The organism is Cellvibrio sp. UBA7661, assembly GCA_002483365.1.
Taxonomy (GTDB): Bacteria; Pseudomonadota; Gammaproteobacteria; order Pseudomonadales; family Cellvibrionaceae; genus Cellvibrio.
On sequence record DLHT01000017.1, the window covers coordinates 71,396 to 94,601 of the forward strand.

The 23,206-nt window shown below is 48.1% G+C and carries 23 protein-coding genes; 15 read left to right on the plus strand and 8 right to left on the minus strand.

Annotated features, from left to right (window positions below; translation table 11 throughout):
- Positions 1-20: 20 nt before the first annotated feature.
- Positions 21-611 (minus strand): electron transport complex subunit RsxA, encoded by a 591-nt coding sequence (rsxA, locus tag B2739_RS13525; protein WP_049630308.1) that lies wholly within the window; start codon positions 609-611, stop codon positions 21-23.
- 189 nt (positions 612-800) lie between these two features.
- Positions 801-2,834 carry a methionine--tRNA ligase gene (gene metG, locus B2739_RS13530; protein WP_331346378.1) on the minus strand — a complete coding sequence of 678 codons (2,034 nt, stop codon included), beginning with the start codon at positions 2,832-2,834 and terminating at the stop codon, positions 801-803.
- 249 nt (positions 2,835-3,083) lie between these two features.
- On the opposite strand from metG, the gene B2739_RS13535 reads away from it, so the two are divergent.
- The gene (locus B2739_RS13535; protein WP_331346379.1) at positions 3,084-3,470 is read left to right on the plus strand and encodes a DUF4870 domain-containing protein; all 387 of its coding nucleotides are present in this window, start codon (positions 3,084-3,086) and stop codon (positions 3,468-3,470) included.
- A gap of 73 nt (positions 3,471-3,543) precedes the next feature.
- On the opposite strand, the gene greB is transcribed toward B2739_RS13535, so the two are convergent.
- Positions 3,544-4,056: a transcription elongation factor GreB gene (gene greB / locus B2739_RS13540; protein WP_331346380.1), complete on the minus strand. Its 513-nt coding sequence runs from the start codon at positions 4,054-4,056 to the stop codon at positions 3,544-3,546.
- Positions 4,056-5,927, minus strand: a complete 1,872-nt coding sequence (locus B2739_RS13545) for a S9 family peptidase (protein ID WP_331346381.1) — start codon at positions 5,925-5,927, stop codon at positions 4,056-4,058. The genes greB and B2739_RS13545 overlap by 1 nt, the downstream gene beginning before the upstream one ends.
- Before the next feature lie 220 nt (positions 5,928-6,147).
- Here B2739_RS13545 and tilS point away from each other — a divergent pair, with 220 nt between their 5' ends.
- Positions 6,148-7,431 carry a tRNA lysidine(34) synthetase TilS gene (gene tilS / locus B2739_RS13550; RefSeq protein WP_331346382.1) on the plus strand — a complete coding sequence of 428 codons (1,284 nt, stop codon included), beginning with the start codon at positions 6,148-6,150 and terminating at the stop codon, positions 7,429-7,431.
- A gap of 83 nt (positions 7,432-7,514) precedes the next feature.
- Here the strand turns inward: tilS and B2739_RS13555 are convergent, their stop codons facing one another.
- A complete protein-coding gene (locus B2739_RS13555) occupies positions 7,515-9,791 on the minus strand; it encodes a hypothetical protein (protein WP_331346383.1) in 2,277 nt (758 codons plus the stop codon).
- 311 nt (positions 9,792-10,102) lie between these two features.
- Positions 10,103-12,037 carry a di-heme-cytochrome C peroxidase gene (locus B2739_RS13560; RefSeq protein ID WP_331346384.1) on the minus strand — a complete coding sequence of 645 codons (1,935 nt, stop codon included), beginning with the start codon at positions 12,035-12,037 and terminating at the stop codon, positions 10,103-10,105.
- Positions 12,038-12,467: 430 nt separating this feature from the next.
- Here B2739_RS13560 and B2739_RS13565 point away from each other — a divergent pair, with 430 nt between their 5' ends.
- Entirely contained in the window at positions 12,468-12,848 is a 381-nt protein-coding gene (locus B2739_RS13565) for a hypothetical protein (RefSeq protein WP_331346385.1), read from the plus strand.
- A 2-nt stretch (positions 12,849-12,850) separates the two neighbouring features.
- On the opposite strand, the gene B2739_RS13570 is transcribed toward B2739_RS13565, so the two are convergent.
- Entirely contained in the window at positions 12,851-13,300 is a 450-nt protein-coding gene (locus B2739_RS13570; RefSeq protein ID WP_331346386.1) for a hypothetical protein, read from the minus strand.
- Positions 13,301-13,354: 54 nt separating this feature from the next.
- Positions 13,355-14,689, minus strand: coding sequence for a flavohemoglobin expression-modulating QEGLA motif protein (locus B2739_RS13575; protein WP_331346387.1), 1,335 nt, complete (start codon positions 14,687-14,689; stop codon positions 13,355-13,357).
- Positions 14,690-14,947: 258 nt separating this feature from the next.
- Here B2739_RS13575 and B2739_RS13580 point away from each other — a divergent pair, with 258 nt between their 5' ends.
- From B2739_RS13580 to ybgC, 12 genes are all read left to right on the plus strand, one after another.
- A complete protein-coding gene (locus B2739_RS13580) occupies positions 14,948-15,256 on the plus strand; it encodes a Rieske (2Fe-2S) protein (protein ID WP_331346388.1) in 309 nt (102 codons plus the stop codon).
- 87 nt (positions 15,257-15,343) lie between these two features.
- The gene (locus tag B2739_RS13585) at positions 15,344-15,841 is read left to right on the plus strand and encodes a DUF4124 domain-containing protein (RefSeq protein WP_331346389.1); all 498 of its coding nucleotides are present in this window, start codon (positions 15,344-15,346) and stop codon (positions 15,839-15,841) included.
- A 21-nt stretch (positions 15,842-15,862) separates the two neighbouring features.
- Positions 15,863-16,114, plus strand: a complete 252-nt coding sequence (locus B2739_RS13590; RefSeq protein ID WP_331346390.1) for a hypothetical protein — start codon at positions 15,863-15,865, stop codon at positions 16,112-16,114.
- Between the two features lie 7 nt (positions 16,115-16,121).
- Positions 16,122-16,556 (plus strand): monofunctional biosynthetic peptidoglycan transglycosylase, encoded by a 435-nt coding sequence (gene mtgA / locus B2739_RS13595; protein ID WP_331346391.1) that lies wholly within the window; start codon positions 16,122-16,124, stop codon positions 16,554-16,556.
- 191 nt (positions 16,557-16,747) lie between these two features.
- A complete protein-coding gene (locus B2739_RS13600) occupies positions 16,748-17,008 on the plus strand; it encodes a zinc ribbon domain-containing protein (protein ID WP_331346392.1) in 261 nt (86 codons plus the stop codon).
- Positions 17,009-17,055: 47 nt separating this feature from the next.
- Positions 17,056-18,864: an aspartate--tRNA ligase gene (gene aspS, locus B2739_RS13605; protein ID WP_331346393.1), complete on the plus strand. Its 1,809-nt coding sequence runs from the start codon at positions 17,056-17,058 to the stop codon at positions 18,862-18,864.
- A gap of 95 nt (positions 18,865-18,959) precedes the next feature.
- Positions 18,960-19,703, plus strand: a complete 744-nt coding sequence (locus tag B2739_RS13610) for a YebC/PmpR family DNA-binding transcriptional regulator (protein ID WP_331346394.1) — start codon at positions 18,960-18,962, stop codon at positions 19,701-19,703.
- Between the two features lie 105 nt (positions 19,704-19,808).
- Positions 19,809-20,417: a helix-turn-helix transcriptional regulator gene (locus tag B2739_RS13615; RefSeq protein WP_331346395.1), complete on the plus strand. Its 609-nt coding sequence runs from the start codon at positions 19,809-19,811 to the stop codon at positions 20,415-20,417.
- A gap of 144 nt (positions 20,418-20,561) precedes the next feature.
- A complete protein-coding gene (gene ruvC, locus B2739_RS13620) occupies positions 20,562-21,083 on the plus strand; it encodes a crossover junction endodeoxyribonuclease RuvC (protein ID WP_331346396.1) in 522 nt (173 codons plus the stop codon).
- Positions 21,084-21,115: 32 nt separating this feature from the next.
- Complete coding sequence (gene ruvA / locus B2739_RS13625) at positions 21,116-21,730, plus strand: Holliday junction branch migration protein RuvA (RefSeq protein ID WP_331346397.1); 615 nt, start codon at positions 21,116-21,118, stop codon at positions 21,728-21,730.
- 19 nt (positions 21,731-21,749) lie between these two features.
- Positions 21,750-22,775 (plus strand): Holliday junction branch migration DNA helicase RuvB, encoded by a 1,026-nt coding sequence (gene ruvB / locus B2739_RS13630; protein ID WP_331346398.1) that lies wholly within the window; start codon positions 21,750-21,752, stop codon positions 22,773-22,775.
- Positions 22,776-22,783: 8 nt separating this feature from the next.
- Entirely contained in the window at positions 22,784-23,191 is a 408-nt protein-coding gene (ybgC, locus tag B2739_RS13635; protein WP_331346399.1) for a tol-pal system-associated acyl-CoA thioesterase, read from the plus strand.
- The last annotated feature ends 15 nt before the right edge of the window (positions 23,192-23,206 follow it).

Here is a 23,206-nt window from a genome sequence, read left to right on the forward strand (position 1 = left end):
GTGAGTGCCAGGTGTAGGTGTTATTGCAGGCTGACCAGCCCGCCAAAGCCCATGAACGCCAGGGCCATCAGGCCTGCGGTAATCATGCCAATTGCAGCGCCTTTAAACGGCACAGGCACATCGGCAACCGCAAGGCGTTCGCGCATCGCCGAAAATAAAATCAATACCATGGCAAAACCCAGTGCGCCGCCGAAGCCGTACATGGTCGATTCAAAAAAGCTGTGCGCTTTTTGGGTGTTCAGCAAAGCAACGCCCAATACGGCGCAGTTCACGGTGATTAACGGCAAGAAAACGCCCAGTACGCGGTACAACAGTGGGCTGGTTTTTTCCATAAACATTTTGACGAATTGGACTACTGCCGCGATCACCAGAATAAACGCGATGGTGCGCAAATATTGCAGTTCCAATGGTGCAAGCACCCAGGTATCAACCAGATAGGTGCAGATTGAGGCGAGCGTCATTACAAACGTTGTCGCGCCCGCCATACCAATGGCGCTCTCCAACTTGTTGGATACACCCATAAACGGACAAAGGCCGAGGAATTGTGCCAGCACAAAGTTATTCACCAACACGGTGCTGAGCAGAATAATGGCTAATTCGCTGAAACTCATGGTGATTGTCCGATAAAGGAAAACTGCTGGATAAAGGGGGGTAAAGTTGGGTGCGTATTATCGACAAGCAGAGGGGGATTCTCAATAAAAATGACATAAAGCCTTATGGGCTTTATCTATATCCTTATTCGATTCCCCCGATTTACGCTGCCCATGACCTCCATAAATAAAAAGGTCATAGGCAGATGCTTACATAACGCGTTGACCCGGTTTGGCTCCGCTGTGGGGTTCCAGCAAATACAATTCATTACCGCCGGGGCCTGCAGCCAGTACCATGCCTTCACTCATGCCAAATTTCATTTTGCGCGGCTTGAGGTTGGCAACCACCACCGTCAGTTTTCCAACCAAATCTTCCGGTTTGTAAGCGCTCTTGATGCCTGAGAACACATTGCGTGTTTCACCACCAATATCCAAGGTCAGACGCAATAATTTATCGGAACCTTCCACATGCTCGGCATTGGCGATCAGTGCGATGCGTAAATCTACTTTGGCGAAATCATCAAACTCGATTTCTGCTGCGATAGGTTCTGCTGCCGATGTTTGCGCAGGCGCTGCTGCAGTTTTGGTTGGAGCAGCGGCGGCCAATGCTTCTTTGCCTGCTTCAATCATCGCATCGACCTTGTCTTTTTCTACACGTGTCAGCAGCGGTTTGAACTCGTTAATTTTCTCACCGGAGCGGAAGCTTACTGGTGCATTCCAGCTCAAGGTTTCCCCGAGGAATTGCTCTGCATCTTTGGTTAATGCGGGCAACACGGGCTTCAAATACGTGAGCAACGCGCGGAACATGTTAATCCCGAGGGTGCAGACTGCTTGTGTCTGCGCTTCGGCTCCCGCTTGCTTGGCCAGCTTCCAGGGTTCTTGTGTCGCGATGTATTCGTTAGCCGCATCGGCCAGCGCCATAATTTCACGCATTGCTTTGCTGTAATCGCGGGATTCATAGTAATTGGCGATAGTTTCACCGGCATCGACAAATTGTTGCCACAGTGTTTTATCGGCAATTTCATTTGCTAAAACACCGCCCGCATTGTGAATGAATTTCGCTGTGCGGCTGGCAATGTTAACCACTTTGCCCACCAGATCTGAATTCACGCGCTGAATAAAATCTTCCAGATTTAAATCAATATCGTCCACGTTGCTGGTGAGTTTGGCTGCAAAGTAGTAACGCAAATATTCCGGATTCAAATGGTCGAGATAAGTGCGCGCATTAATAAACGTACCGCGCGATTTACTCATCTTGGTGCCGTTCACGGTGAGGAATCCGTGTACGCAAACTTTGGTGGGCGTGCGCAAATTGGCCGAGTGCAACATCGCTGGCCAGAAAAGCGCATGGAAATTCACAATATCTTTGCCGATAAAGTGATAGACCTCGGCGGTGGAATCCGGCTTCCAGTATTCCTGCCAGTCCTTGCCTTGTTTGTCCAAAAGATTTTTCAAGCTGGCGATATACCCGATAGGAGCATCCAACCAGACGTAAAAATATTTGCCGGGCTCACCGGGAATTTCAAAACCGAAGTAGGGCGCATCGCGGGATATATCCCATTCCTGCAAACCAGCATCCAGCCACTCGGCCATTTTGTTGGCCACTTCATCTTGCAGATGGCCAGCGCGGGTCCAGTGTTTCAGGAAATCGCTGAACACAGGTAAGGTGAAAAAAAAGTGTTCGGAATCTTTGGCAACCGGTGTTGCGCCGGAGATCGCCGATTTGGGGTTAATCAAATCCATCGGTGAATAGGTCGCACCGCACTTCTCGCAGTTATCGCCGTATTGGTCTTCGGTTTTACATTTCGGGCAGGTGCCTTTGATGTAGCGGTCAGCGAGGAACAGTTGTTTTTCCGGGTCATAAGCCTGGGTGATCGCGCGGGTGGCGATGTGACCATTGGCCTTCAGGCGAGTGTAAATCAGGTTGGCCAGCTCGCGATTTTCCTCGGAATGGGTGGAGTGATAATTATCAAAACCAATGTTAAACGCAGCAAAATCTGCTTCATGTTCAGCTTTTACGTTGGCGATTTGTTGCTCTGCAGAATGACCGAGCTGCTCGGCTTTGAGCATGATTGCCGTGCCGTGGGCATCGTCTGCACACACATAGGTACAATCAACACCGCGCATTTTCTGGAAACGCACCCAAATGTCGGTCTGGATATACTCCACCAAATGGCCGAGGTGGATCGAGCCGTTGGCATAAGGCAGGGCGCTGGTAACGAGAATCTTGCGTGATTGGGTCATCGAAGTAAAACCTGTCAAATTCAGTTGGGCTGTGGCCGGAGCCGCGAAAAAAGGTGGCGAACTATAGCATTTTTCGCTGTGGCTTTCAGTCGCTTGGTGTGATTGGTTGTTTATTCGTTAACCTGCTGCTATTAATAGTGGGTCGCGTTTAGATGCGGCATTGGGTATCTAAACCATTGGCTGATGACCATCAGGCTATTTATTCACGGCTATTTGCCAGAGCAATACAATTAATAAAAGGATAAGGCTATGGAAAACAACGAAGTACCAAAAGAAGCACCGCAAACCGAAACGCCCGGCACAGAGGTTGCCATCAGCGCATCACAAGACGCTAAAAATCTGGTGCTGCTGTTGTGGTTGGGTACATTATTTTTTGGATTTATTCCGGGTTTGTTGATGTATTTGTTGAAGAAAGATGATGCTTATGTGCTTGATCAAAGTAAGGAGTCCCTCAACTGGTCTATTACCGCGTTGATTGCGTATGTAGCGGGAATGATCCTGACGATTATTTTGGTGGGAGTATTAGTCATTGCCGCTGTGGGCATTTGCCATCTCGTGTTTTGCATCATGGGAATTATTGCTGCAACCAACGGCAAAACCTTCCGTGTTCCTTTTGCACTGCGTTTGATTAAATAAAGTGTTGAGAGTTTTCTGAAAAGGGCAGCGCGGCTGCCCTTTTTATTGTTAACGCATTTTTTCCATGCAAATTTTAATCTTGATCATACGGCTTGTAATCAATCGCCGTAATGTAAAACAGTTCCTCTCCCTCTGGTTTTTTTAACACAATTTCATCATCCAGCCGTTTGCCAAGCATGGCTTTGGCGAGCGGTGAATCCATGCTGAGTTTTTGTTTTGTTACATCAAATTCATCGGGCCCGACAATCTGGTAGGTTTGTTCATTTCCGTCTTCATCTTCCAGTGTTACCCACGCGCCAAAAAACACTTTGCTGCGATCATCCGGTAGCCTGTCAACGACGGTTAGCACTTCCATGCGTTTGGATAAAAAGCGTACCCGCGAATCAATTTCGCGCAGGCGGCGCTTACCATAAATGTAATCGCCATTTTCACTGCGGTCACCGTTTTTCGCAGCTTCGTGTACGACTTGCGTGACTTGCGGGCGTTCTATTTTCCATAATTGTGTGACTTCATCTTTCATGCGTTTGAATCCCGCAGCAGTGATGTAAGTAGAACCTTTGGGGGATGGTGGTCGCCAGCGTCCCATTATTTTTCTCCAAATACGTTTAAATAAAAGGCAAGCTCTGCTGTCAGTGCCTGTTGAATCGTCTGTGCCTGACGAAAGCCATGAGCTTCTTCTGGAAAGGTAATATATTCAGTATAAATTCCTTTGGATTGTAGTGCGTTTACCATAGCTTCTGCTTGTGATGGCGGAACCACTTTATCTTGTAAACCTTGTAAAAAAATCACTGGGCAATTCAGTTTTTCAATGTGACGAATAGGTGAACGTTCACTATAGATAGGTTGTTCCTGTGGGTAAATCCCAACCAATGAATCCAGATAATGGGCTTCAAATCTATGCGTATCTTTTGCCAGGGCTTCAAGATCGCCAATACCATAGAGGCTTGCACCTGCTTTAAACGTATCGCTAAAGGTCAGTGCTGCAAGCACGGTATAGCCGCCAGCACTGGAGCCGCGAATAGCGACTTTGTTTTTATCGATTTTATTTTGTGTAATTAAATAATCCACACCGCTACAGACATCAATGACATCGGTAATACCCCAATTACGTTTTAAGCGATCGCGATACTGGCGGCCATAGCCCGTGCTGCCACGATAATTTACGTCCAGTACGGCAAAGCCACGGCTGGTCCAAAATTGGATTTTTAAATTCAAGCCGGTTTCTGTTGCGCCTGTGGGGCCGCCGTGGCACATCACCAGCAATGGTGGTGGCAGAGTGTGATCTTCTGTTACCTGCGGATTGGTCGGGGCATAGAAAAATGCCTGAGCTGTTTCGTTGTCGCGCGTGGGAAATTCTATTGCTTGTGCATGGGCGATATATTCAGCTGCTATCGCTGTTTCACTTTTACTAATGGCAGAAATAGTGTTGCTGTTGCAGCAGTAAAGTTGTGAACCTTGTGTTGCGCTGGATGCAAGAAAGTAAGCCTTGTTATCGCAGCAGTGAATTGCCGTTATATCGCGAAACTCGGAATCAACTTTTGTGAACTGTTTGGTGAGCGTATCGATAATAGCTAAATACCAACAGCCCATTTGGTTGTAGCAGCAAAAAATCTCGCCGCTGTTTAAAAAACCATAAGTACTCATGCCAAACACCCATTGTGGCGTGGCGAACTCGGCAGTTAACGGATAAATAGATTCTGCACTGGCTCCATTCCAACGATAAATATTCCACCAGTTGCTGCGGTCTGACACAAAAAATAATTCGCCGGTTGGCGACCATTGTGGTTGAAAAATAGATTCGGTTTTACTTCCTGCAATAATCTGTTCTTGCACAATACTGCCATGTGCATCAAGTTGTGTCAGAACGCACTCAGTTCCATCCCACGGCATTTGTGGGTGGAACCAACGTAAATAACTCAGGGTGTTTCCATCCGGTGACACACGTGGATTGGAATAAAAATCTGCTCCTTGCGCGATTGTGTTAATCGCCAGAGATTGCAAATGTATGGCAACAATTTCTGCGCGTGGATGATGCGGGTTTTCTGTGTAATCTTCACGTACGGCCAGTAGTTTTTTGCGCTTGTGATCAAGGCAAAAATCGGCGTAGCGAAAGGCACCTTCAGGCGTGATGGGGCGCGATTGTTTTGTGTTTATATCGTATTGATAAAGACGTTGATCGCTGTCTTGCACATAAAAAATATCGGTTTCGGTGGCAAGATAAGAAGCCCCTCCATATTCCTGAGCCCTGGTGCGCACACTCAGCGGTGCAGCAAAAATATCCATGCGTGTGCCTTCGCTTTCACACACCAGCGCGTTGCGCCCCTTTTCTTGCGGGCGTGTTTCCAGCCAATACAAGCGCTTGCCCACTGCTTGTGGATCGCTGATGCGAATTCCCTGTGCAGTGAGCAATTCAGGTGTGATGGGAGAAGGCCAGTGGCCGTATTGCTTTGTATTCATAACTGTTTGCTTGTTTGGATCGCTCAACTTGCGGAGGTATGAGTTCACAAGACACGCCGTGAATACATCCATGTAGGCTCGAATCGGCATCCATGCCTCATACGGTCTTGTAAACCCATACCCCCCACAGGCATCACTATGTAAGTTAGAAAGGAATTTTTGTTTTGTTTGTAAATCCGCATTAATCTACGCATTTAATCCCACAATGCAATGTCAAATTATGCCGGATTTTACCCCCGAACAATTGCGTCAATATCTACCACCTTTTAACTCATCTACGAAAGAGGTGTGGTGGATAGGGTTTAGTGGTGGATTGGATTCGACGGTGTTGCTGCACGCGCTTGCACAATTGCAGTTGCCTGTATCCCTGCATGCATTGCACATTAATCACCAGATTTCGCCCAATGCAGACGATTGGCAGCATCAGTGTGAGCAATTTTGCAAACAGTTAGGCTTACCCTTTACTGCTGAAAAAGTGCAGGTAAAAAATGACGGAAAAGGTGTTGAAGACGCCGCACGTGAAGCGCGTTACCGGGTGTTTTTGCAGTATGTACAACAAGGTGAATATTTATTAACCGCGCATCACAGTAATGATCAGGCGGAAACACTCTTGTTGCGATTGATGCGCGGCACGGGGCCGCGCGGTTTAGCCGCAATTGTCAGTGAACGGTGTCTGGATACGGGTGGGAAATTAATTCGTCCTCTACTGCATTTTTCGCGTGACGATCTGGAAGCTTATGCTCGCGCACAGCAATTGACCTGGGTTGAAGATGAAAGTAATCAGGATGATCGCTATGACCGCAATTTTTTGCGCAATCAGATTATGCCGTTGTTGTATACGCGATGGCCTGCATTTATGCGCAAGTGGCAACAGACAGCTGACTTATGCGCGCAACAGGAATCTCTGTTAGACGAGTTTGCGCAACAGGATCTGGTGCAAGCAAATCCACGCACAGAGCGAGTGGGGCAGAGTGTTGATCTTGCCTGGTTAAAAACACTTTCGGTTGCCCGTCGACAACATTTGCTACGTTATTGGTTGCGTAGCCAGCGATGCGAAGTTCCCGAAAGCGCGCATTGGCAACAACTTGAAAATCAGCTTTTTTTATCGCGTGAAGATGCCAGTGTAAAAATCACCTGGAGCCAACATGCATTGTGCCCTTATCAGGATCGTTTGTTTTTGCTACCTGCCGTGCTGCCTGTATTGACGTTTCAATTGCTCCCGCCATCGGCAGTAAAAGAAGCAAACGGACTTTATTTGCGTGCAGATTTACCGGATATACAAATTCGCTACCGCACCGGTGGCGAGCGTTGCAAACCTCATGGCCGGGCGCACTCACAAACATTAAAAAAGTTATTGCAGGAATACGCATTGGAGCCTTGGTTGCGCGATCAAATTCCTTTGGTTTACAACGGTGATAATTTGGTTGCTGTTGGCGATTTATGGATTTGCGAAGGTTACCTTGCAGATACAGAAAAGCCAGGGATGCAATTGCGATGGCGGTGATAAAAAAACACATATGAGTCACAATAAAAAAACGGGAGGTGGTTAGCCTCCCGTTTTTTATTGCGATCAACTTTTAATTAGCATTAGAACAGGTAAACCGCTCCGGCCGCTTCTGCACTGTTGTCGTTTTGATCCAAGGCACCATCGGGCAAGCTCGATGTGCTGCTTGAGCTGCTAGAGGTTGACGCGGCAGATGAATAACCACGACCAGCTTCGCGATGTGCACCGACAGCCATAGTTTTACCATCTGCAGACAAGTCTACGTTCATGCCAAAACGGTCATCGCTATCAGTGTTGCTTGCTTTCACATAACTTTGTTGTGTCCAAACACTGTTATTGCGCTTGAAGACAAATACCGCACCGGCACGTTGGGCGCTGTTATCACCTTGGTCACCGTTGATACCTTTGGCGTTACTTGATTCGCGGAAGGAGCCTACCGCGAGCAGGGTGCCGTCTTTGGAAATACTGACATTACCGCCAAATTGGCCGCCGCCAAGTACTTCAATGCTGCGGTCATTTGCCAAGGAAACGCCCTCATGCAGGGTAAGGGTGGAAGGCTTGATAAACGCCTCCTGAATCCAATTACTGCCTGAGCGTGTAAACACATAAGTAGCGCCGGTATTGGCGTATTCAATTGTTTGAGCGGTATCGCCGTTGATGCCAGTCGCTTTGCTTGCATCACCCGGTGTGCCGACTACCAGCGTATTGCCATCGCCTGATAAATCAATGCTGCTTCCAAATGCAGTGTTGATGAAGGTGGTGCTGGGTTTTAAATAGGCTTCTTGTGCCCAGACATTATCGCTACGTTTGAACACATAGGCGGCACCATTTTTAATGAGGCCACGTACAGCATATTTGCCTGCTTCTTTACACTCTGGTTCGATCACATAACCTGAATCGGCGAGGTAATAGCAAGTGTCGTTGGACTGGGTTCCGTTAACGCCGGTTGCGTTGCTGTCTTCACCTGTCGCGCCTATGGCCATAGTGTTGCCGTCAGTAGAGAGGGCGATGCTGGCAGCAAACATGTCGCCAGCTTGGGCATTGGAGTTTTTGATGTACGCCTGTTGCAGCCAGCCATCTTCGAGGCGGATGAACACATGGACAGAGCCAGAGTTTGCTCCACCGTTATAAGAGCTGGAGGAATTTTTGGAGCTGCTGCTGGACGAGCTGGTGCTACTGCTGGACGAGCTGGTACTGCTCGTTGATGAGGCACTGGATGGATAAAATTCAAAACAGGCAGGATTTGAAGATCCAGCATAGTGAATGATCCCGCTGGAGGGGCTTTCATCCAGCGTGGTACCTACCGCCAATGTCTTGCCATCACCAGAGAGGGCAAGGCTCTCACCAAAACGCGCGCCTTCCTGTATCAAACTGGATTTTACGTAAGCTTCCTGAGTCCAGTTTTGATTGGTACGAGTGAATACATACACTGCACCCATGTCGTAATTGTTCGCTGTGATCAGGTCATCCGATGGGTCAGAAGAAGCTCCGTAACGGGTAGTTTCGTAGTTGTTCTGGTTACAGTTAATGCCGATTGATGGGCTGTCTTCCAACAATGCCGATACTGCCAGGGTATTACCGTCATCTGACAGAGCCACTTTGTAGCCGAAACGGTCATTGATCAGCATGCGATAAGGGTTGATATTGGGTTGTTCAGTGTTGGATGCTTTCAGGTAAGCCTGCTGTACCCACACGCCATTCTCTTTAATGAAGATATAAACTGCACCGGAGTTACTGCTGTCATTGCTGTCTTGGTTGCCGTTTACCCCGATTGCTTTGCTGTCTTCAGCCGGTGCGCCTACCGCAAGTGTGGTTCCATCAGCCGACAGGGCGATGCTCCAACCGAAGAAATCGTTGGCTTCGGTGTTGGATGCTTTCACATAACCAATCGCTTTGATCATTTCAGTAGCAGTGAATGTCAGGTTCGATTTCTCGCAACCTTCTGCATTACAAGCTTCTACGTAGTAGTAATTGTTGACCCAATCGTGGACATGTACACCTATGTCATCCGTTGCCTGCGTGCTGGTCAGGTTGCCACCAATCTGCACAACCCCACCGGTTGCCGCATCGTGTTTGAACAGTTTGTAATAGGTTGCACCGGCAACTGCATTCCATTGGAAGGTCAGGACTTTAGCTTTTTGGGCTTCTACCTTCACGCTTGGCCATTCACCTGAGCCATTGGCAGGTATGGATGCCGCCGTGTAGCTGCTGCGCGCAGAAGACAAGCTAACCGATGATGAGCTTGCTGAAGATTTTTTATCGCTGCCACCGCCGCAGCCAGCCAGAATAAATGAGCCTGCTATTAAGGAGAGGAGCAAGGTGGTGCGCTTTAGCAGCGGCGAAAAACGATCGATATTCATTCAGCAAATTCCTGAGGTTTAAAACTGGTCGGTGATTCTGTGTGTCGCGGCGCTTGGTGTCAATCAAATGCCAGCAATATTAGGGTCTTGGGTGTCCATAGCGGTTTACCCTTCATCCCGATGGGCAGCCTAAAGACCGCCAAATCCATAGATTGGTTCAGTGATGAAGTAGTGAATTTCCAAGCGCAGGATAATCTATTCAAAAGTCAGTCATGAAACTGTGAGCAATTGTGATACTTGGCGTTGGGTTTAAACGTGAAATGATGTTGAAGGTGCGCCCGATTGGGGGCGGGCGCAGTCTTTGCCGCTATTTAAAGTGTTTTCAGATACTCCACCAATGCCATTCGTTGATGGTCGGAGATGGGTTGCAGCAGGCGCATTTGGGGTTTGCCCTGCGCATCTTCCACTGGGCGATTATTGGCATCCAACACGAAGACAGGCGTGATACCAGCGGCGTACTCATGTCCTTTATTGGAATTGCTGGGCAGGCTGGTATCGAATACGAATAAGCCCGGATACTGCGCGGGATCGCGCTGGATAATCCCCACCTTTACCGCATCCAGCTCGCGTGCACCCAAGGTGAAACGGTTAGAGCGGCAGGTTTTGCCGCTGGCAATTTCATCATCGCTACAACTAGGCATAAAGAGCTCATAGAGACTGGGAACAGAACCGTTGTGCAAGTAAGGCGCAGTTGCCCATATTCCATTGAGTGGCCGTGCTTTGTAGGCGGCGAGCGTAGATGGGTTGTTTTTATTGACGGTTTCGAAATCCAGATGCCGCTTTGTGTTTTTGATCGGGTTATCTGAAATGGAGCCTATCAGGTCATATAGCTTTTCTGCCCAGCGGCGGAGAAAGAGTTTGTCGTGATCAGGCTCGAGCAACACCCCTTCTACTGCATTGCTTAAGGCAGGTAACACCGAGCCTGTCTGCTGGTAACGCGGTGAGTTGGGTTTGAGCTTGTTGATTCTGTCGCCTTCAAAATACCCCATCTTGCCTGCGTAATTGAGCGCATTCATCGCCATATACGGGTCGGTTCCGATCGTCTGCAAACTGGCAAATTGTGCGGTGATACGGCGTTTGGAATCAGTGCGGTCGATAGCTTCATGGCAGGTGTGGCACTGGTACTCCACAAACACCTGCGCACCTTCCCGTGCGAGTGATTGATCAATTGCAGGTAATACATTCTGTTTCGCCAGCTCTTCCCAGCTGGGTGACCAGAGGCTCTCCAGATGGCGCTCCATACGCGTCAGGTTTCGTACGACAACCGAGGAGCGATATCCGACATCGCCTTGTTGTTTCTTCAGATCAAACTGTGCAAACACGCCCAAGGCTTCGCCTGTATTGCGACCTAATGGGCCAGCCAACTCATTATCACCAACGCCATTCCACTGCACAAAATCATGCTGTGGTGTGTCCCACAAATAGGGATAACTCACCGGCGCATTGGCCGGGTTGTAATTGTCGGAGCTCTGTGGAGTGAGATGCGCAAGAATGCGATTGTAGATGCGGCCAAACGCATCCAGTCGTCCATAGCCGTAAGCGACAGACTGGTCACCGTGACGTGGTTCATTGATGCGGTTGTAGGAGGCGATTTGTGTGGCGGTATTGGCGAGCTTGCTGCGGAAATTTTCTTTTTCATCGGGATATTTCCCCTGCAAAACCTGTTTGGCTAAACGCTCAAATTTGTCTGGTTGATCAAGGCTGGTTTGCAGCGCTAATGCCAGCTCTTTCAGCATGAGCTCCATGTCAGCGAGTGTGCCGCCACCATCAATACGGATCGCAACGCCGCGATAATTCACTTGGCTGGTATGGCAAGCGGCGCAGGTAAAACCCACGTATTTTTCATTTGCATGATCATCTTTAACCCAGCCCACAGGTAATCCATCAGGATTCGAAACACTGGGCTTTTGCGGCAAATAACGCAGGCGATTCATATTGGCATCGCTGCGGAATAATAATTCGCTGTCAGCGACTTCCAGGTGCAGAAAAATATCGTAAGGGATCAGGTTGGAACCTTGGGAGACATTATAAAACCAGAGGCTATCTGCGCCGCTCCAGTTTTGTTCCGGATACACAACGCGCGAAGCGCTATCGCCATAACTATCTTGCGATTCAATCTGCGCATGGCGGTCGCTATCGACAAGTACACCTTGCGATACATAAGTACAGCCAGACAGCGTGGTAATAATAAGTGTTGTTGCAATAAGTAACGAAGCAGGCAAAAAACCTGGGCGATTGACAGTCATGATGAATCCTTGCTGCAGCTAAATGACTAACAACAGGCGCAATTTGCCTGTTAATTCGATTAAAAAATGGCCAAAAATATTATTTTGGTTAAGCAGTGAAAATTAAGGAACTATTTAAGGAACTATTCAGAAAGCCCATAGCCTTAGCTGTGAACTTTAGCAGAATGTGCTTTCACCGGCATCGTTTGTAAAAACAGCAAAACCTGTCACTGCTGTTTACCGAATGGTGGCAAGAAAGTAACAAATTGTTCCCGAATCTAGCCGATAGTGTTTGATCAATAGCTTTTGCTTGAACTGTCATAAATTGTGCGTAGACTGCCGCCTCGCCGCAGCAGAGGGACTTTTTACGGAACCGGGTGGCGAATAATCAATCAGTGAGTGATGTGTTTGTCACAGCAACTCCATAATAAAAAACGCAGCGGAACCTTTTATGTTGATGAATTCTGTGTTTGTGGATACGCCATTAAACAATCGCCTTGGACAAAGCGTTCATTTAGGTGTTTGTCACTTCCACTATCAAGGGCGCGATTACGTGTTTGTTGTCGCACCTACCCAGCAAGCGTCCAGTTTTGTCGGAAAAAACGCTGAGCCTTTTGCGTTTCAATTGCGTGAAAAATTCGGACTTGATCCGCGCCGCTTCGAATTAATTGAAGTTCGTGAATCTGTAGATGCTACGCATTTATATCGGTGGCGTTTTGAATGGGTAGGTAACTCGCCTCTATCCGCTCGCAGCGAAGAAATTAACTCCCCGGGTTTGCGCGCTGCGCTATTCGAGTTATTGGAGCCTGCTGCAGTTGCTGCAACAGCATAAACTTATTTGTCGTTTATGCTGTTGTCGCCATCAGTATTAACCGTATTGTTGTGCTGTTCTTCTAATTGCACCGCATTGATTTCCGGATGATGTGCTTTCTTCTCATTACGCCAGAACCATTTGCGCGGCGGCTGAGTGAATTTTTCCAGCTGTAATTGTTTGTGATGGCTATCGGTAAACCAATAATAATCGTGAATGCTTTTGGGTTTAAACCAACCGCGTACCTCGACGATATGTTCAACAGCTAATTTGGGCATACCCAGTTTGCGATCCAGATTGAAACTCTGATTCCAATGCACCAACAAATCCCGCTTGGCAGTTGCCACTGCCAATTCTTCGCTATCGGCGTTGATGAATTTACAGCTAATAAAGCCGATTACTGGTTCAGGTGTATCGCTGTAATTTTCAAAAAAAATATTTTCGCCTGAGAGTACAACTTTGTAATACGTCATAATTTACTTTCTAACTCAGTCTTAAGTACCAACTATTTTCGTTGGAGTATATCGCTAATCCAATTCGGCATCTGTAACGATTTGGGTGGGTGTAACAATCGGTAACTTTTCAAACAATTTGCTGAAGTGTTGCTGCACTCGCGCGATATTCATGGCTGAAATTCCGCTGGAAAAACCAAACCAGACATAAAGACCATTCAGATTTTTAAACATAGAGGGAAGATATTTTGGCCCGGCAATCACACCTTCCTGATAGCGTTCATACAAGAGTGGCAAGTCGTCCAGAGTAACTTTGCCGACAAACAGCATAGGGATAATTTCCGGTATCCCGGATTGGATCGCGCTGCGGATAAAATTCACGTTTTCGACAAACCCTTTTACATAGGAAATATCTTTAGTGAATACCGACCCGCCCGTCAGGGTTCCACCGCGAAAGACACGTTGGGTTACGCGGTAGCTGTCGTGTTCGCTGATGCCTCGTTCCAGAAAATGACGGTACACCTCGCAAAAATCAGCGCCTTGCTCGGCTAAATCCACAGCTACCACACGGTCACTGATTCGCCGTGCACGCTGGGGAAAGGAACTGAAAGTCAGTGTTTCCAGCAGTACCGCCATACCTTCTTGAATAGCGGTAATCCTCGGTGAACCTACGCTCAACCAGGTTGCCCAGGGTTGCTCGCGGCCGTTCAGTGTTGTGCCTATGTGTACCCATCCTTCATGAACTTCCAGGACTTGTATATCCAGCTCTGAAAAAACAGCGCGACGATTGATTTTGATGCAGTCACCACCTGCAGAGGCGTCAGACACAATATCGTCGCTGATTTGTACGCGCACCTCACCTTCACCAAAATAATCTGCCATACGTGCGCTCAGCATAGTGACGGCATCTTCGGCGTTAATGTGATTGGTGTAAGGGCGATTTAAATGCTCAACAGCGGGCAGTGAAAAAATTTGGCAAAGGCGCTCACCCATTTGGCGTAGCGTTTTCCGGTCACCGCGTAAATTATCGCTGGCTGAACCATAGAGTTGGCGACTGAACTGTCCAAACCGGTCGGTGCCGCGCGCACGCAATAACTCGATGACGATTTGGTATTGGTCAATGGTTGCTTGCAGGATTTTTCCCAATGCGTCATCGCGCCCTAATTGTCTGCGCACATCCGCTTTTAATTCTTTTAGCAATTGGTTGACGGTATCTGGCTCAAATGCCAATTTTTGACGCTGATAAAAATCATCACCCAGTGCGGGTAATTCTTTGCCTTGCTGTGCGCGGAATTGTTGTTCAATACTCGCTGGCCATTTAATAGCATCAAGGATGCGAATTGGCTTTTGCAGGGATATCAAGCGCGTCGATAACTGCTTTAAACGCTCCAGATAGAGTGGGTCGGTCATAACAAGGCTGCTGCTGCTAGGTGCAAGTAAGGTCGCAATATTGACGCATAAACAGTGCCAAGGATACTTGCTTGCCGCGGCGCTGGCCTATTAATAGGGGCGACATTCTAGCTGGTTGCCGACTATTTGTGGCTAGATTTATCTGGTGAAATAATGTGCTAATTCAGCCTTGTAAAAGAGGCTCTTTTGTTTTCTATGGTGTCCCGTGGCAAGAATCGCCAGAATGTGCGTGTCCGGCCCTGTTACAGAGGAATAGCTATGCCGTTTGTTGCTTTGGAAATGCTTCATCAACTTCATGATGGATACCGCAAGGCGGTGCGTGTGGCGGGGCAAGATTTGTTGCTGCTGCAAGAAAATGGCAAAACGCAGTTGATTGTTAATAGCTGTCCTCATGCGGGTGCATCGATGACTTATGCCACGTTCAGTAATAATTGCCTGCGTTGCCCGATGCATGGCATTGAGTTTGACTTGGCATCTGGCCGTTCGCCTAACCCTGCATGCACTCAGGCACTGCAATTTATTCCATTGGTTTATGAAGGTAACAGGATTGGTATTGATGTGCGTTAACCTCCATACGTTAATCTCAATAAGCGATGAAGTACGAATGAATCGAATGAGCAAAAATAATTAATCAGTAATCAAAAAGGACAATATATGTTGCGTTTATTGTTTAAATCAGTGGTGGTGCTTGTATTAATAGTCGGTATCGGTAATTACCTGGTGTATTTAAAAACAGGCCAAATGCCGCTGGGCGATATGCATGAACAGCTGGGGGATAATTGGTTTGCTGATTTGCGAGCATCTTTTTCAACTGAGCAATTCACTAACGATGCCAAACAAGCAGTTAATGATATTGCCAGCCAATATGGCGGGCAGGAACAAGCTGCACCGACAACCGTCTATAAATGGACTGATGCAGACGGACAAGTTCATTTTGGGGATAAGCCACAAAATGCCAATGCCGAGCAAGTAGAAGTCAAAATACAAAATGCGATATCAGCTCCGGTGGAAACTCAATCCGATAAAGGGGCTGATGCGGTAAATCCACAAGCAATTAATCAACAGCCTATGGGTAATTCTGCGCTCGATAAAGCCCGCGCGGCCGCTGAAGCGATGCAGCAGCGAATTCAACAACAAGAACAAGCGCAGTAGAGTGTTTAACACGGGTTTCTGATGAAAATTGTATGGCGTACTAGCGCAACCATAATCAAGTGGCTGTTGCTGCTACTTGTTGCGTATCAGTTATGGATTTTTGCGCACGTATTGCTGTGGAAGTGGGTAAACCCTGCTGAAACCAGCTTTATGGATATTCGCCTTGAAGAATTGCGTGAAAAAAATCCCAACGCGAAATTGAAACATCAATGGGTGGATTACCCGAAAAATCTCCACTCATTTAAAGCGTGCGGTGGTTGCTGCGGAGGATGATCGTTTTATGGAGCATCACGGATTTGATTTCCGGGGAATTGAGAATGCCTTGAAAAAAAATGAGCGCCGCGGCAAATCGGTTGCAGGTGGTTCATCGATTACCCAGCAGCTCGCTAAAAATTTGTTCTTATCGCCATCCCGCTCCTATCTGCGCAAAGCAGAGGAAGCGGTGATCGCATTGATGATCGAGCTGGTGTGGGATAAGCGCCGTATTCTTGAGGTTTATTTGAATGTGGTGGAGTGGGGCAACGGCGTATTTGGCGTCGAGGCTGCAGCGCGCCATTATTATCAGTTGTCGGCCGCCCAGATAGGGCCTTCAGCCGCAGCGCGTATGGCGGTGATGTTGCCTAATCCTCGCAAGTATGAAAAAGCCATGCCCGCGTGGGTGGCGCGCCACGCTTCCCGCGTGCAAGCCCGTATGCATCACTCCCGTATTCCTTGATCTTGCTTGAAATCCTGCGTCATATCCTTATCTCTGCCAAAGCTGTGCGTTTACCAAGGTCTTACGTTTGTCAGATCTGCAGGTTGCCGCAGCGACGCGGTTCTCGCCGCCAGCCTTTTACGTTACAATCGCGACCCTTTTGGGGTCTCGGCATCCTGTAGTTGATGACTTTTTGAACTGAGGTGATAGACGTGCCTATCTACGAATACCAATGTGAATCCTGCAACCATGAATTGGAAGCGCTGCAAAAGCTGAGCGATGCTCCTTTGGTAGACTGCCCTGCTTGCGGCAAGGCGAGTTTGAAAAAGCAAATCTCCGCGGCCGGTTTCCGCTTGGCGGGCGGAGGTTGGTATGAGACCGATTTCAAATCGGGCAAGAAAAAGAATCTCGCAGGTGAAGGCAGTTCCGGTGCTTCATCTGCATCAAGCTCCAATGTGACTTCGTCTAGCTGAGTCGTCGAGCTAATCCATTTACTGTCGATAAATAACGGGAAAAACCTATGCGCAGCCAATATTGTGGCGCTTTAAATGCCTCTCATATAAACCAGGAAGTCACCCTCTGCGGATGGGTAGACGGCCGTCGTGATCACGGTGGTGTGATCTTTATCGACCTGCGCGACCGCGAAGGTGTGGTGCAAGTGGTGTTTGACCCGGATGGCAAGGAAAACTTTGCACTTGCAGATAAAGTACGCGGTGAATATGTGTTGCAAGTGACTGGTAAGGTCCGTGCGCGCGCCGCCGCAACGGTGAACCCGAACATGCCTACCGGCGAAATCGAAGTTTATGGTGCGGCATTGACCATCCTCAACGAAGCTAAAACCATTCCGTTTCCGCTCGATGGTTTCACCAATGTAGGCGAAGAAACTCGCCTGAAATACCGCTTCCTGGATTTGCGTCGCGCTGAAATGCAGAAAAACCTGCGCTTCCGCAGCAAAGTAACCAGCGCAATCCGCAATTATCTGGATCGCAACGGCTTCCTTGATGTAGAAACCCCGATCCTGACCCGCGCAACACCAGAAGGTGCGCGCGATTATCTGGTGCCTTCACGTACCCATGACGGTAAATTCTTCGCACTGCCGCAATCCCCGCAATTGTTTAAGCAATTGCTGATGGTTGCCGGTTACGACCGTTACTACCAAATCGCAAAATGTTTCCGCGACGAAGACCTGCGCGCTGATCGCCAGCCGGAATTTACCCAAATCGATATCGAAACTTCCTTTATGAGCCAAGAGCAAATTATGGAAGTGACCGAAGGTATGTTCCGTGAATTGTTCAAAGATTTGCTGAACATTGAATTTGCTGAAATCAAACACATGCCATTCTCTGAGGCGATTGCCAAATACGGTTCAGACAAGCCTGACATGCGTATCCCACTGCAATTGGTGGATATCAAAGATCTGGTGACAGAAGTTGATTTCAAAGTATTTGCTGGTCCAGCGAATGATCCAAAATCACGCGTTACCGCATTGAAAGTGCCCGGCGGCAACGAGAAGCTGACCCGTAAACAAATTGACGATTACACCAAGTTTGTTGGCATCTACGGTGCAAAAGGCTTGGCTTACATCAAAGTCAACGACAAGTCTGATTTGGAAGAAGGCTTGCAATCACCGATTGTGAAAAACCTGCCGGTTCCCGTTCGTGCTGCGATTCTTGAGCGCGTTGGTGCAGAAAACGGCGATTTGATTTTCTTCGGCGCAGACAAGCATAAAATCGTTACCGAAGCACTGGGTGCGCTGCGCTGCAAGCTGGGTGCAGATTTGAATCTGTATACATGTGAGTGGGCACCTTTGTGGGTTGTTGATTTCCCGATGTTTGAAGATGACGACAAAGGCGGCTGGACTTCAATCCACCATCCATTCACGTCGCCAAGCTGTACACCGGAGCAATTGATTGCGAGCCCGGGCGATGCTTTGTCGCGCGCTTACGATTTGGTATTGAACGGTACTGAATTGGGTGGCGGCTCTGTGCGTATTCACTCACCCGAAATGCAACAAGCGGTATTCCAAATTCTTGGTATCAGCCCTGAAGAGCAGCGCGAAAAGTTCGGCTTCCTGTTGGATGCGCTGAGCTACGGTGCACCACCACACGGTGGTTTGGCGTTTGGTCTGGATCGCTTGATTATGTTGATGGTAGGCGCGAGCTCTATCCGCGATGTAATCGCCTTCCCGAAAACCCAAAGTGCAGCCTGCGTAATGACTGATGCGCCTGGTACTGTGGATGAAATGCAACTGCGTGAGCTGCACATTCGTTTGCGCAATCAAAAGAAAACCGTTGATGTGACCGAAGAGTCACCCGAATACGGCATGTAATACTTAGGTATTGAAAAGGGTGGGCAATTGCCCACCTTTTTTGTTTCTGACTTTTGTCTTTTTATTGTTACAAAGCATCTGAATGGGAGCTATCAATGGCCGGACATTCCAAATGGGCTAACATGAAACACCGCAAAGCGCGTCAAGACGCCAAGCGGACTAAAATTTTCACCAAAATCATCCGCGAACTGACGGTCGCCGCAAAGGGTGGCGCCAGCCCAGCCGATAACCCGCGGTTGCGTGCGGCAGTGGAAAAGGCCTATTTAAATAATCTCAAAAAAGATGTGGTTGAGCGCGCGATTGCGCGTGGTGCTGGCACCAACGAATCCGATGCTTACGAAGAGCTCACCTATGAAGGTTATGGTGTAAATGGCGTTGCATTTATCGTTGAATGTATGACCGACAACCGCAATCGCACTGCGGGTGATGTGCGTCACGCGTTTGATAAAAAAGGCGGTAACCTCGGCACCAGTGGTTCGGTCTCTTATCTGTTTGCCCGCAAAGGCCAAATCAGTTTTGCGCCGGGCATTAATGAAGATGCCTTAATGGAAGCGGCGTTGGAAGCGGGCGCAGATGATGTGGTTATCAATGATGATGGATCCGCTGATGTGATGACCGCCTTCGAAGACTTCTTCCGGGTAAAAGATGCTTTGGCGGCAGCCGGATTAAAAGAATCCGAATCTGAAATCACCCAAATTCCATCGCTTACCGTTAGCCTCGATAAAGACGCCGCCGAAAAAATCCTCGCATTAATTGATGCGCTTGAAGATTTGGACGATGTGCAAAACGTCTACACCAATGCCGATATAGCGGACGATATTATGGAGCAGATTGGTTAACAGGATTTTTCACACCAATTTTCCTCATGTCATATTCCTGTCGTATACAAAATCACAGGAATAGATGAGTTTGGGTTCCCCCAAACTCTTCGAGGTATAGGCAGTATGGATATGCAAATTAATAAGCACTTTCTCAGGCAAGAGCGTGAAAAGCGCGCATGGAGCCAAAGTCATTTAGCCGACGTGGCTGATTTAAGTATGCGCACGGTGCAACGTATTGAGCACAGTGGTGTTGCGTCTATGGAATTTGCAAAGGCGCTGGCAGCCGCCCTGGACTTGGAGCTTGCTGCGCTAGTGCAATCATCACCGGCCATTACTCCACACCGTCCGATGTCTTATCGCCTATTTGCGGCTATTGGCACGGTGCTGGTAGGTGTGATTGCTGTTGGTTGGTGGTCAACGGCAGCGGCGCAGCAGGTCAAGCTCAGTCTTTCGATAGAAGCGCCCAACGGTACTTACTCTGATTTCAAGCTGTTAAATACCATTGGCGAGCAGAGCGAAATGCAATTGGATAATCAGTTCCGGGTTCTGGTTAATTCTCGCCGTCAAGGTGAGTACCTGTTGCTTGAAGCTGACATATACCATTTTGTGGAAGCAGAATACCAACTGATGGCATCCCCATCCCTTCTGATTGAAGATCAGGAGCCTTCATCCTTACACCTTGAATTTCCCAATGGCGACAAGGTGAAGTTGCTGGTTATGGCTGATTATTAAGCGTCACCATTTTTAGATTGGATTGGCAGTTGTTCGCAGACCCACAGCGACTGCCTCCTGCGCCTGCACATCTGTAAATCCCTCTTGCTTCACCCTGAATCACGTGCAACACTGCCACCAATACAACTGTATATAGATACAACTATGGCACTCATTCTCGGTATCGACCCCGGTTCCCGTAAAACAGGTTTTGGCATTATCAATGTCATTGGTAGTAAGTACGAATACCTGACCAGCGGGGTGATTCGCATGAAGGATTCGGATGAGTTGCCCGCCCGTTTAAAAGTGATTTTTGATTCCCTGACCCAGATTATCGAACAATATTGCCCGCAAGAAATGGCAATTGAGCAAGTATTCATGGCTAAGAATGCGGCATCCGCACTAAAACTTGGTCAGGCGCGAGGCGCGGCGATAGTGGCTGCAACAGCGCAAAATGTGCCTGTGTCGGAATATGAGGCGCGCAAGGTGAAGCAATCGGTGGTGGGGAATGGTGCAGCGGATAAATTGCAGGTTCAGCATATGGTAAAAACCTTGTTGCGTCTTCCTGCATCACCGCAAGAGGATGCCGCTGACGCACTGGCGGTTGCTCTTTGCCATGCCAATACGCGTGACCATTTAATCAGGATGGCGGGCTCTTCGAGTTTTCGCCGCGGCCGTATAGTGTAATTTCCGTAACCTAAACAACAAAGAGACTGGTTATGATTGGACGTTTGCGTGGGTTGTTGGTAGAAAAGCAACCTCCTTATTTATTGTTGGATGTGAACGGGGTTGGTTATGAGGTGCAGGCACCCATGACCACGTTTTATCGTCTGCCTGCTTTAGGGAATGAAGTTGTGCTGCATACCCATCTATCGATTACGGAAAATTTGCATCAACTATTTGGGTTCGCTGAGCAGCGCGATCGCTCGTTATTCCGCACATTGATCAAAGTGAATGGTGTTGGTCCCAAGCTTGCGATTGCAATCTTATCGGGTATGGAGGCTGACGATATTGCCCGCTGTGTGCGGGACGATAACATTAACGCCCTGACCAAAGTCCCGGGCATAGGTAAAAAAACTGCCGAGCGATTGGTAATTGAATTGCGTGATCGTCTGAAAAATTGGGATATGCCACAAGGTGATATGTTGGCGCACAGTGAAATCCAAAGCATTGCAACTGATAACGATGTATTCGCAGAAGCAGAAAGCGCCCTCATTGCGTTAGGTTACAAACCGGCAGAAGCGGCAAAAATGGTATCGCTGGCTAATAAACAAAAACCCGATGCGAAAAGCGAAGAGCTAATTCGTATCGCTCTTCGTAGCATTGCCGGTTAGTTTTTAAAGGGTTTACTTGATGATAGAAACGGATCGACTGATTGCTCCTGCTGCTAAAGAGCGCGAAGATCATCTTGATCGTACTGTGCGCCCTAAATACCTTGCTGATTATGTTGGCCAGCCAGCGGTATGCGAACAGATGGAGATTTTTATTGGTGCCGCTAAAAAGCGTGGCGAAGCACTTGATCACACATTAGTGTTTGGCCCCCCTGGGTTAGGCAAAACCACACTGGCCAATATTATTGCCAATGAAATGAATGTTTCGCTTAAGAGCACATCCGGTCCTGTGTTGGAAAAAGCGGGGGATTTGGCTGCGCTGCTCACGAATCTTGAGCCTGGTGATGTTCTATTTATCGATGAGATCCATCGTCTTAGTCCGGTCGTGGAAGAAATTTTGTATCCGGCAATGGAAGATTTCCAGCTGGATATCATGATCGGTGAAGGGCCTGCTGCGCGTTCGATCAAACTTGATTTGCCGCAATTTACCCTTGTTGGCGCAACAACCCGTGCAGGCTTGTTGACATCACCTCTGCGTGACCGTTTTGGTATTGTTCAGCGTCTTGAGTTTTATAATGTTGCCGATCTCACCCATATCGTTGCTCGTTCAGCGGCTTTGCTGGGAGTGAGAATGGACTACGAAGGTGCAGGTGAGGTTGCCAAACGATCGCGTGGAACTCCTCGTATCGCTAATCGTTTGTTACGCCGTGTGCGTGATTATGCCGAAATAAAAGGTGATGGTGCGGTCACTGCAACTATGGCAGATGCTGCATTAAACATGCTGAATGTGGATGAGCGTGGTTTCGATCACATGGATCGCCGCTTATTGATGGCGATGCTGCACAATTTTGATGGTGGGCCTGTGGGGGTGGAAAGTTTGGCTGCAGCCATCAGTGAAGATCGTGGAACGATTGAAGATGTAATCGAGCCCTATTTGATACAGCAAGGTTTTATGGCGCGCACCCCGCGTGGCCGTATTTTGACCAACAATGCTTATTTATATTTTGGGATACCTGTCCCCAAGCGATTACAAGATCCGACGGAATAAATAGTTGTATGAGCGTATTTAGCAGCCCGGTAAGGGTTTATATCGAGGACACTGATGCTGGAGGGATTGTTTACTATGTAAATTATCTCAAATTCATGGAGCGTAGTCGTACAGAATTTTTGCGCAGTTTCGGCTATGATAAGCCCGCAATTCTGGATGGTGGTTTATTGTTGGTCGTTCATTCGGCGCAGATCAATTACCGTCGTCCTGCGCGTTTGGATGATTTGCTCAATGTAACTACGCAAATTCACAGATTGGCGCGAACTTATATCGAATTTCAGCAGCGGGTACTGCGTGGAGAAGAGTTGATGTGTGAAGGGATAATTCGTATCGCCTGTGTTGATAACGAATCTATGAAACCTAACGCTCTTCCGGCCAGCATGCATCAGCAATTGAATCAATTCTGTCATTCTTAAAACTGAGAGTTAAAC

Coding starts and splice junctions, on each gene's coding strand:
- metG (WP_331346378.1), bottom strand. CDS start 2,834: ATGACCCAATCACGCAAGATTCTCGTTACCAGCGCCCTGCCTTATGCC.
- B2739_RS13570 (WP_331346386.1), bottom strand. CDS start 13,300: ATGACGTATTACAAAGTTGTACTCTCAGGCGAAAATATTTTTTTTGAA.
- B2739_RS13565 (WP_331346385.1), top strand. CDS start 12,468: ATGTTGATGAATTCTGTGTTTGTGGATACGCCATTAAACAATCGCCTT.
- B2739_RS13585 (WP_331346389.1), top strand. CDS start 15,344: ATGTTGCGTTTATTGTTTAAATCAGTGGTGGTGCTTGTATTAATAGTC.
- ybgC (WP_331346399.1), top strand. CDS start 22,784: ATGAGCGTATTTAGCAGCCCGGTAAGGGTTTATATCGAGGACACTGAT.
- rsxA (WP_049630308.1), bottom strand. CDS start 611: ATGAGTTTCAGCGAATTAGCCATTATTCTGCTCAGCACCGTGTTGGTG.
- greB (WP_331346380.1), bottom strand. CDS start 4,056: ATGGGACGCTGGCGACCACCATCCCCCAAAGGTTCTACTTACATCACT.
- B2739_RS13590 (WP_331346390.1), top strand. CDS start 15,863: ATGAAAATTGTATGGCGTACTAGCGCAACCATAATCAAGTGGCTGTTG.
- B2739_RS13535 (WP_331346379.1), top strand. CDS start 3,084: ATGGAAAACAACGAAGTACCAAAAGAAGCACCGCAAACCGAAACGCCC.
- B2739_RS13575 (WP_331346387.1), bottom strand. CDS start 14,689: ATGACCGACCCACTCTATCTGGAGCGTTTAAAGCAGTTATCGACGCGC.
- B2739_RS13615 (WP_331346395.1), top strand. CDS start 19,809: ATGGATATGCAAATTAATAAGCACTTTCTCAGGCAAGAGCGTGAAAAG.
- ruvC (WP_331346396.1), top strand. CDS start 20,562: ATGGCACTCATTCTCGGTATCGACCCCGGTTCCCGTAAAACAGGTTTT.
- tilS (WP_331346382.1), top strand. CDS start 6,148: ATGCCGGATTTTACCCCCGAACAATTGCGTCAATATCTACCACCTTTT.
- ruvB (WP_331346398.1), top strand. CDS start 21,750: ATGATAGAAACGGATCGACTGATTGCTCCTGCTGCTAAAGAGCGCGAA.
- B2739_RS13580 (WP_331346388.1), top strand. CDS start 14,948: ATGCCGTTTGTTGCTTTGGAAATGCTTCATCAACTTCATGATGGATAC.
- B2739_RS13560 (WP_331346384.1), bottom strand. CDS start 12,037: ATGACTGTCAATCGCCCAGGTTTTTTGCCTGCTTCGTTACTTATTGCA.
- B2739_RS13610 (WP_331346394.1), top strand. CDS start 18,960: ATGGCCGGACATTCCAAATGGGCTAACATGAAACACCGCAAAGCGCGT.
- B2739_RS13545 (WP_331346381.1), bottom strand. CDS start 5,927: ATGAATACAAAGCAATACGGCCACTGGCCTTCTCCCATCACACCTGAA.
- B2739_RS13555 (WP_331346383.1), bottom strand. CDS start 9,791: ATGAATATCGATCGTTTTTCGCCGCTGCTAAAGCGCACCACCTTGCTC.
- ruvA (WP_331346397.1), top strand. CDS start 21,116: ATGATTGGACGTTTGCGTGGGTTGTTGGTAGAAAAGCAACCTCCTTAT.
- aspS (WP_331346393.1), top strand. CDS start 17,056: ATGCGCAGCCAATATTGTGGCGCTTTAAATGCCTCTCATATAAACCAG.
- mtgA (WP_331346391.1), top strand. CDS start 16,122: ATGGAGCATCACGGATTTGATTTCCGGGGAATTGAGAATGCCTTGAAA.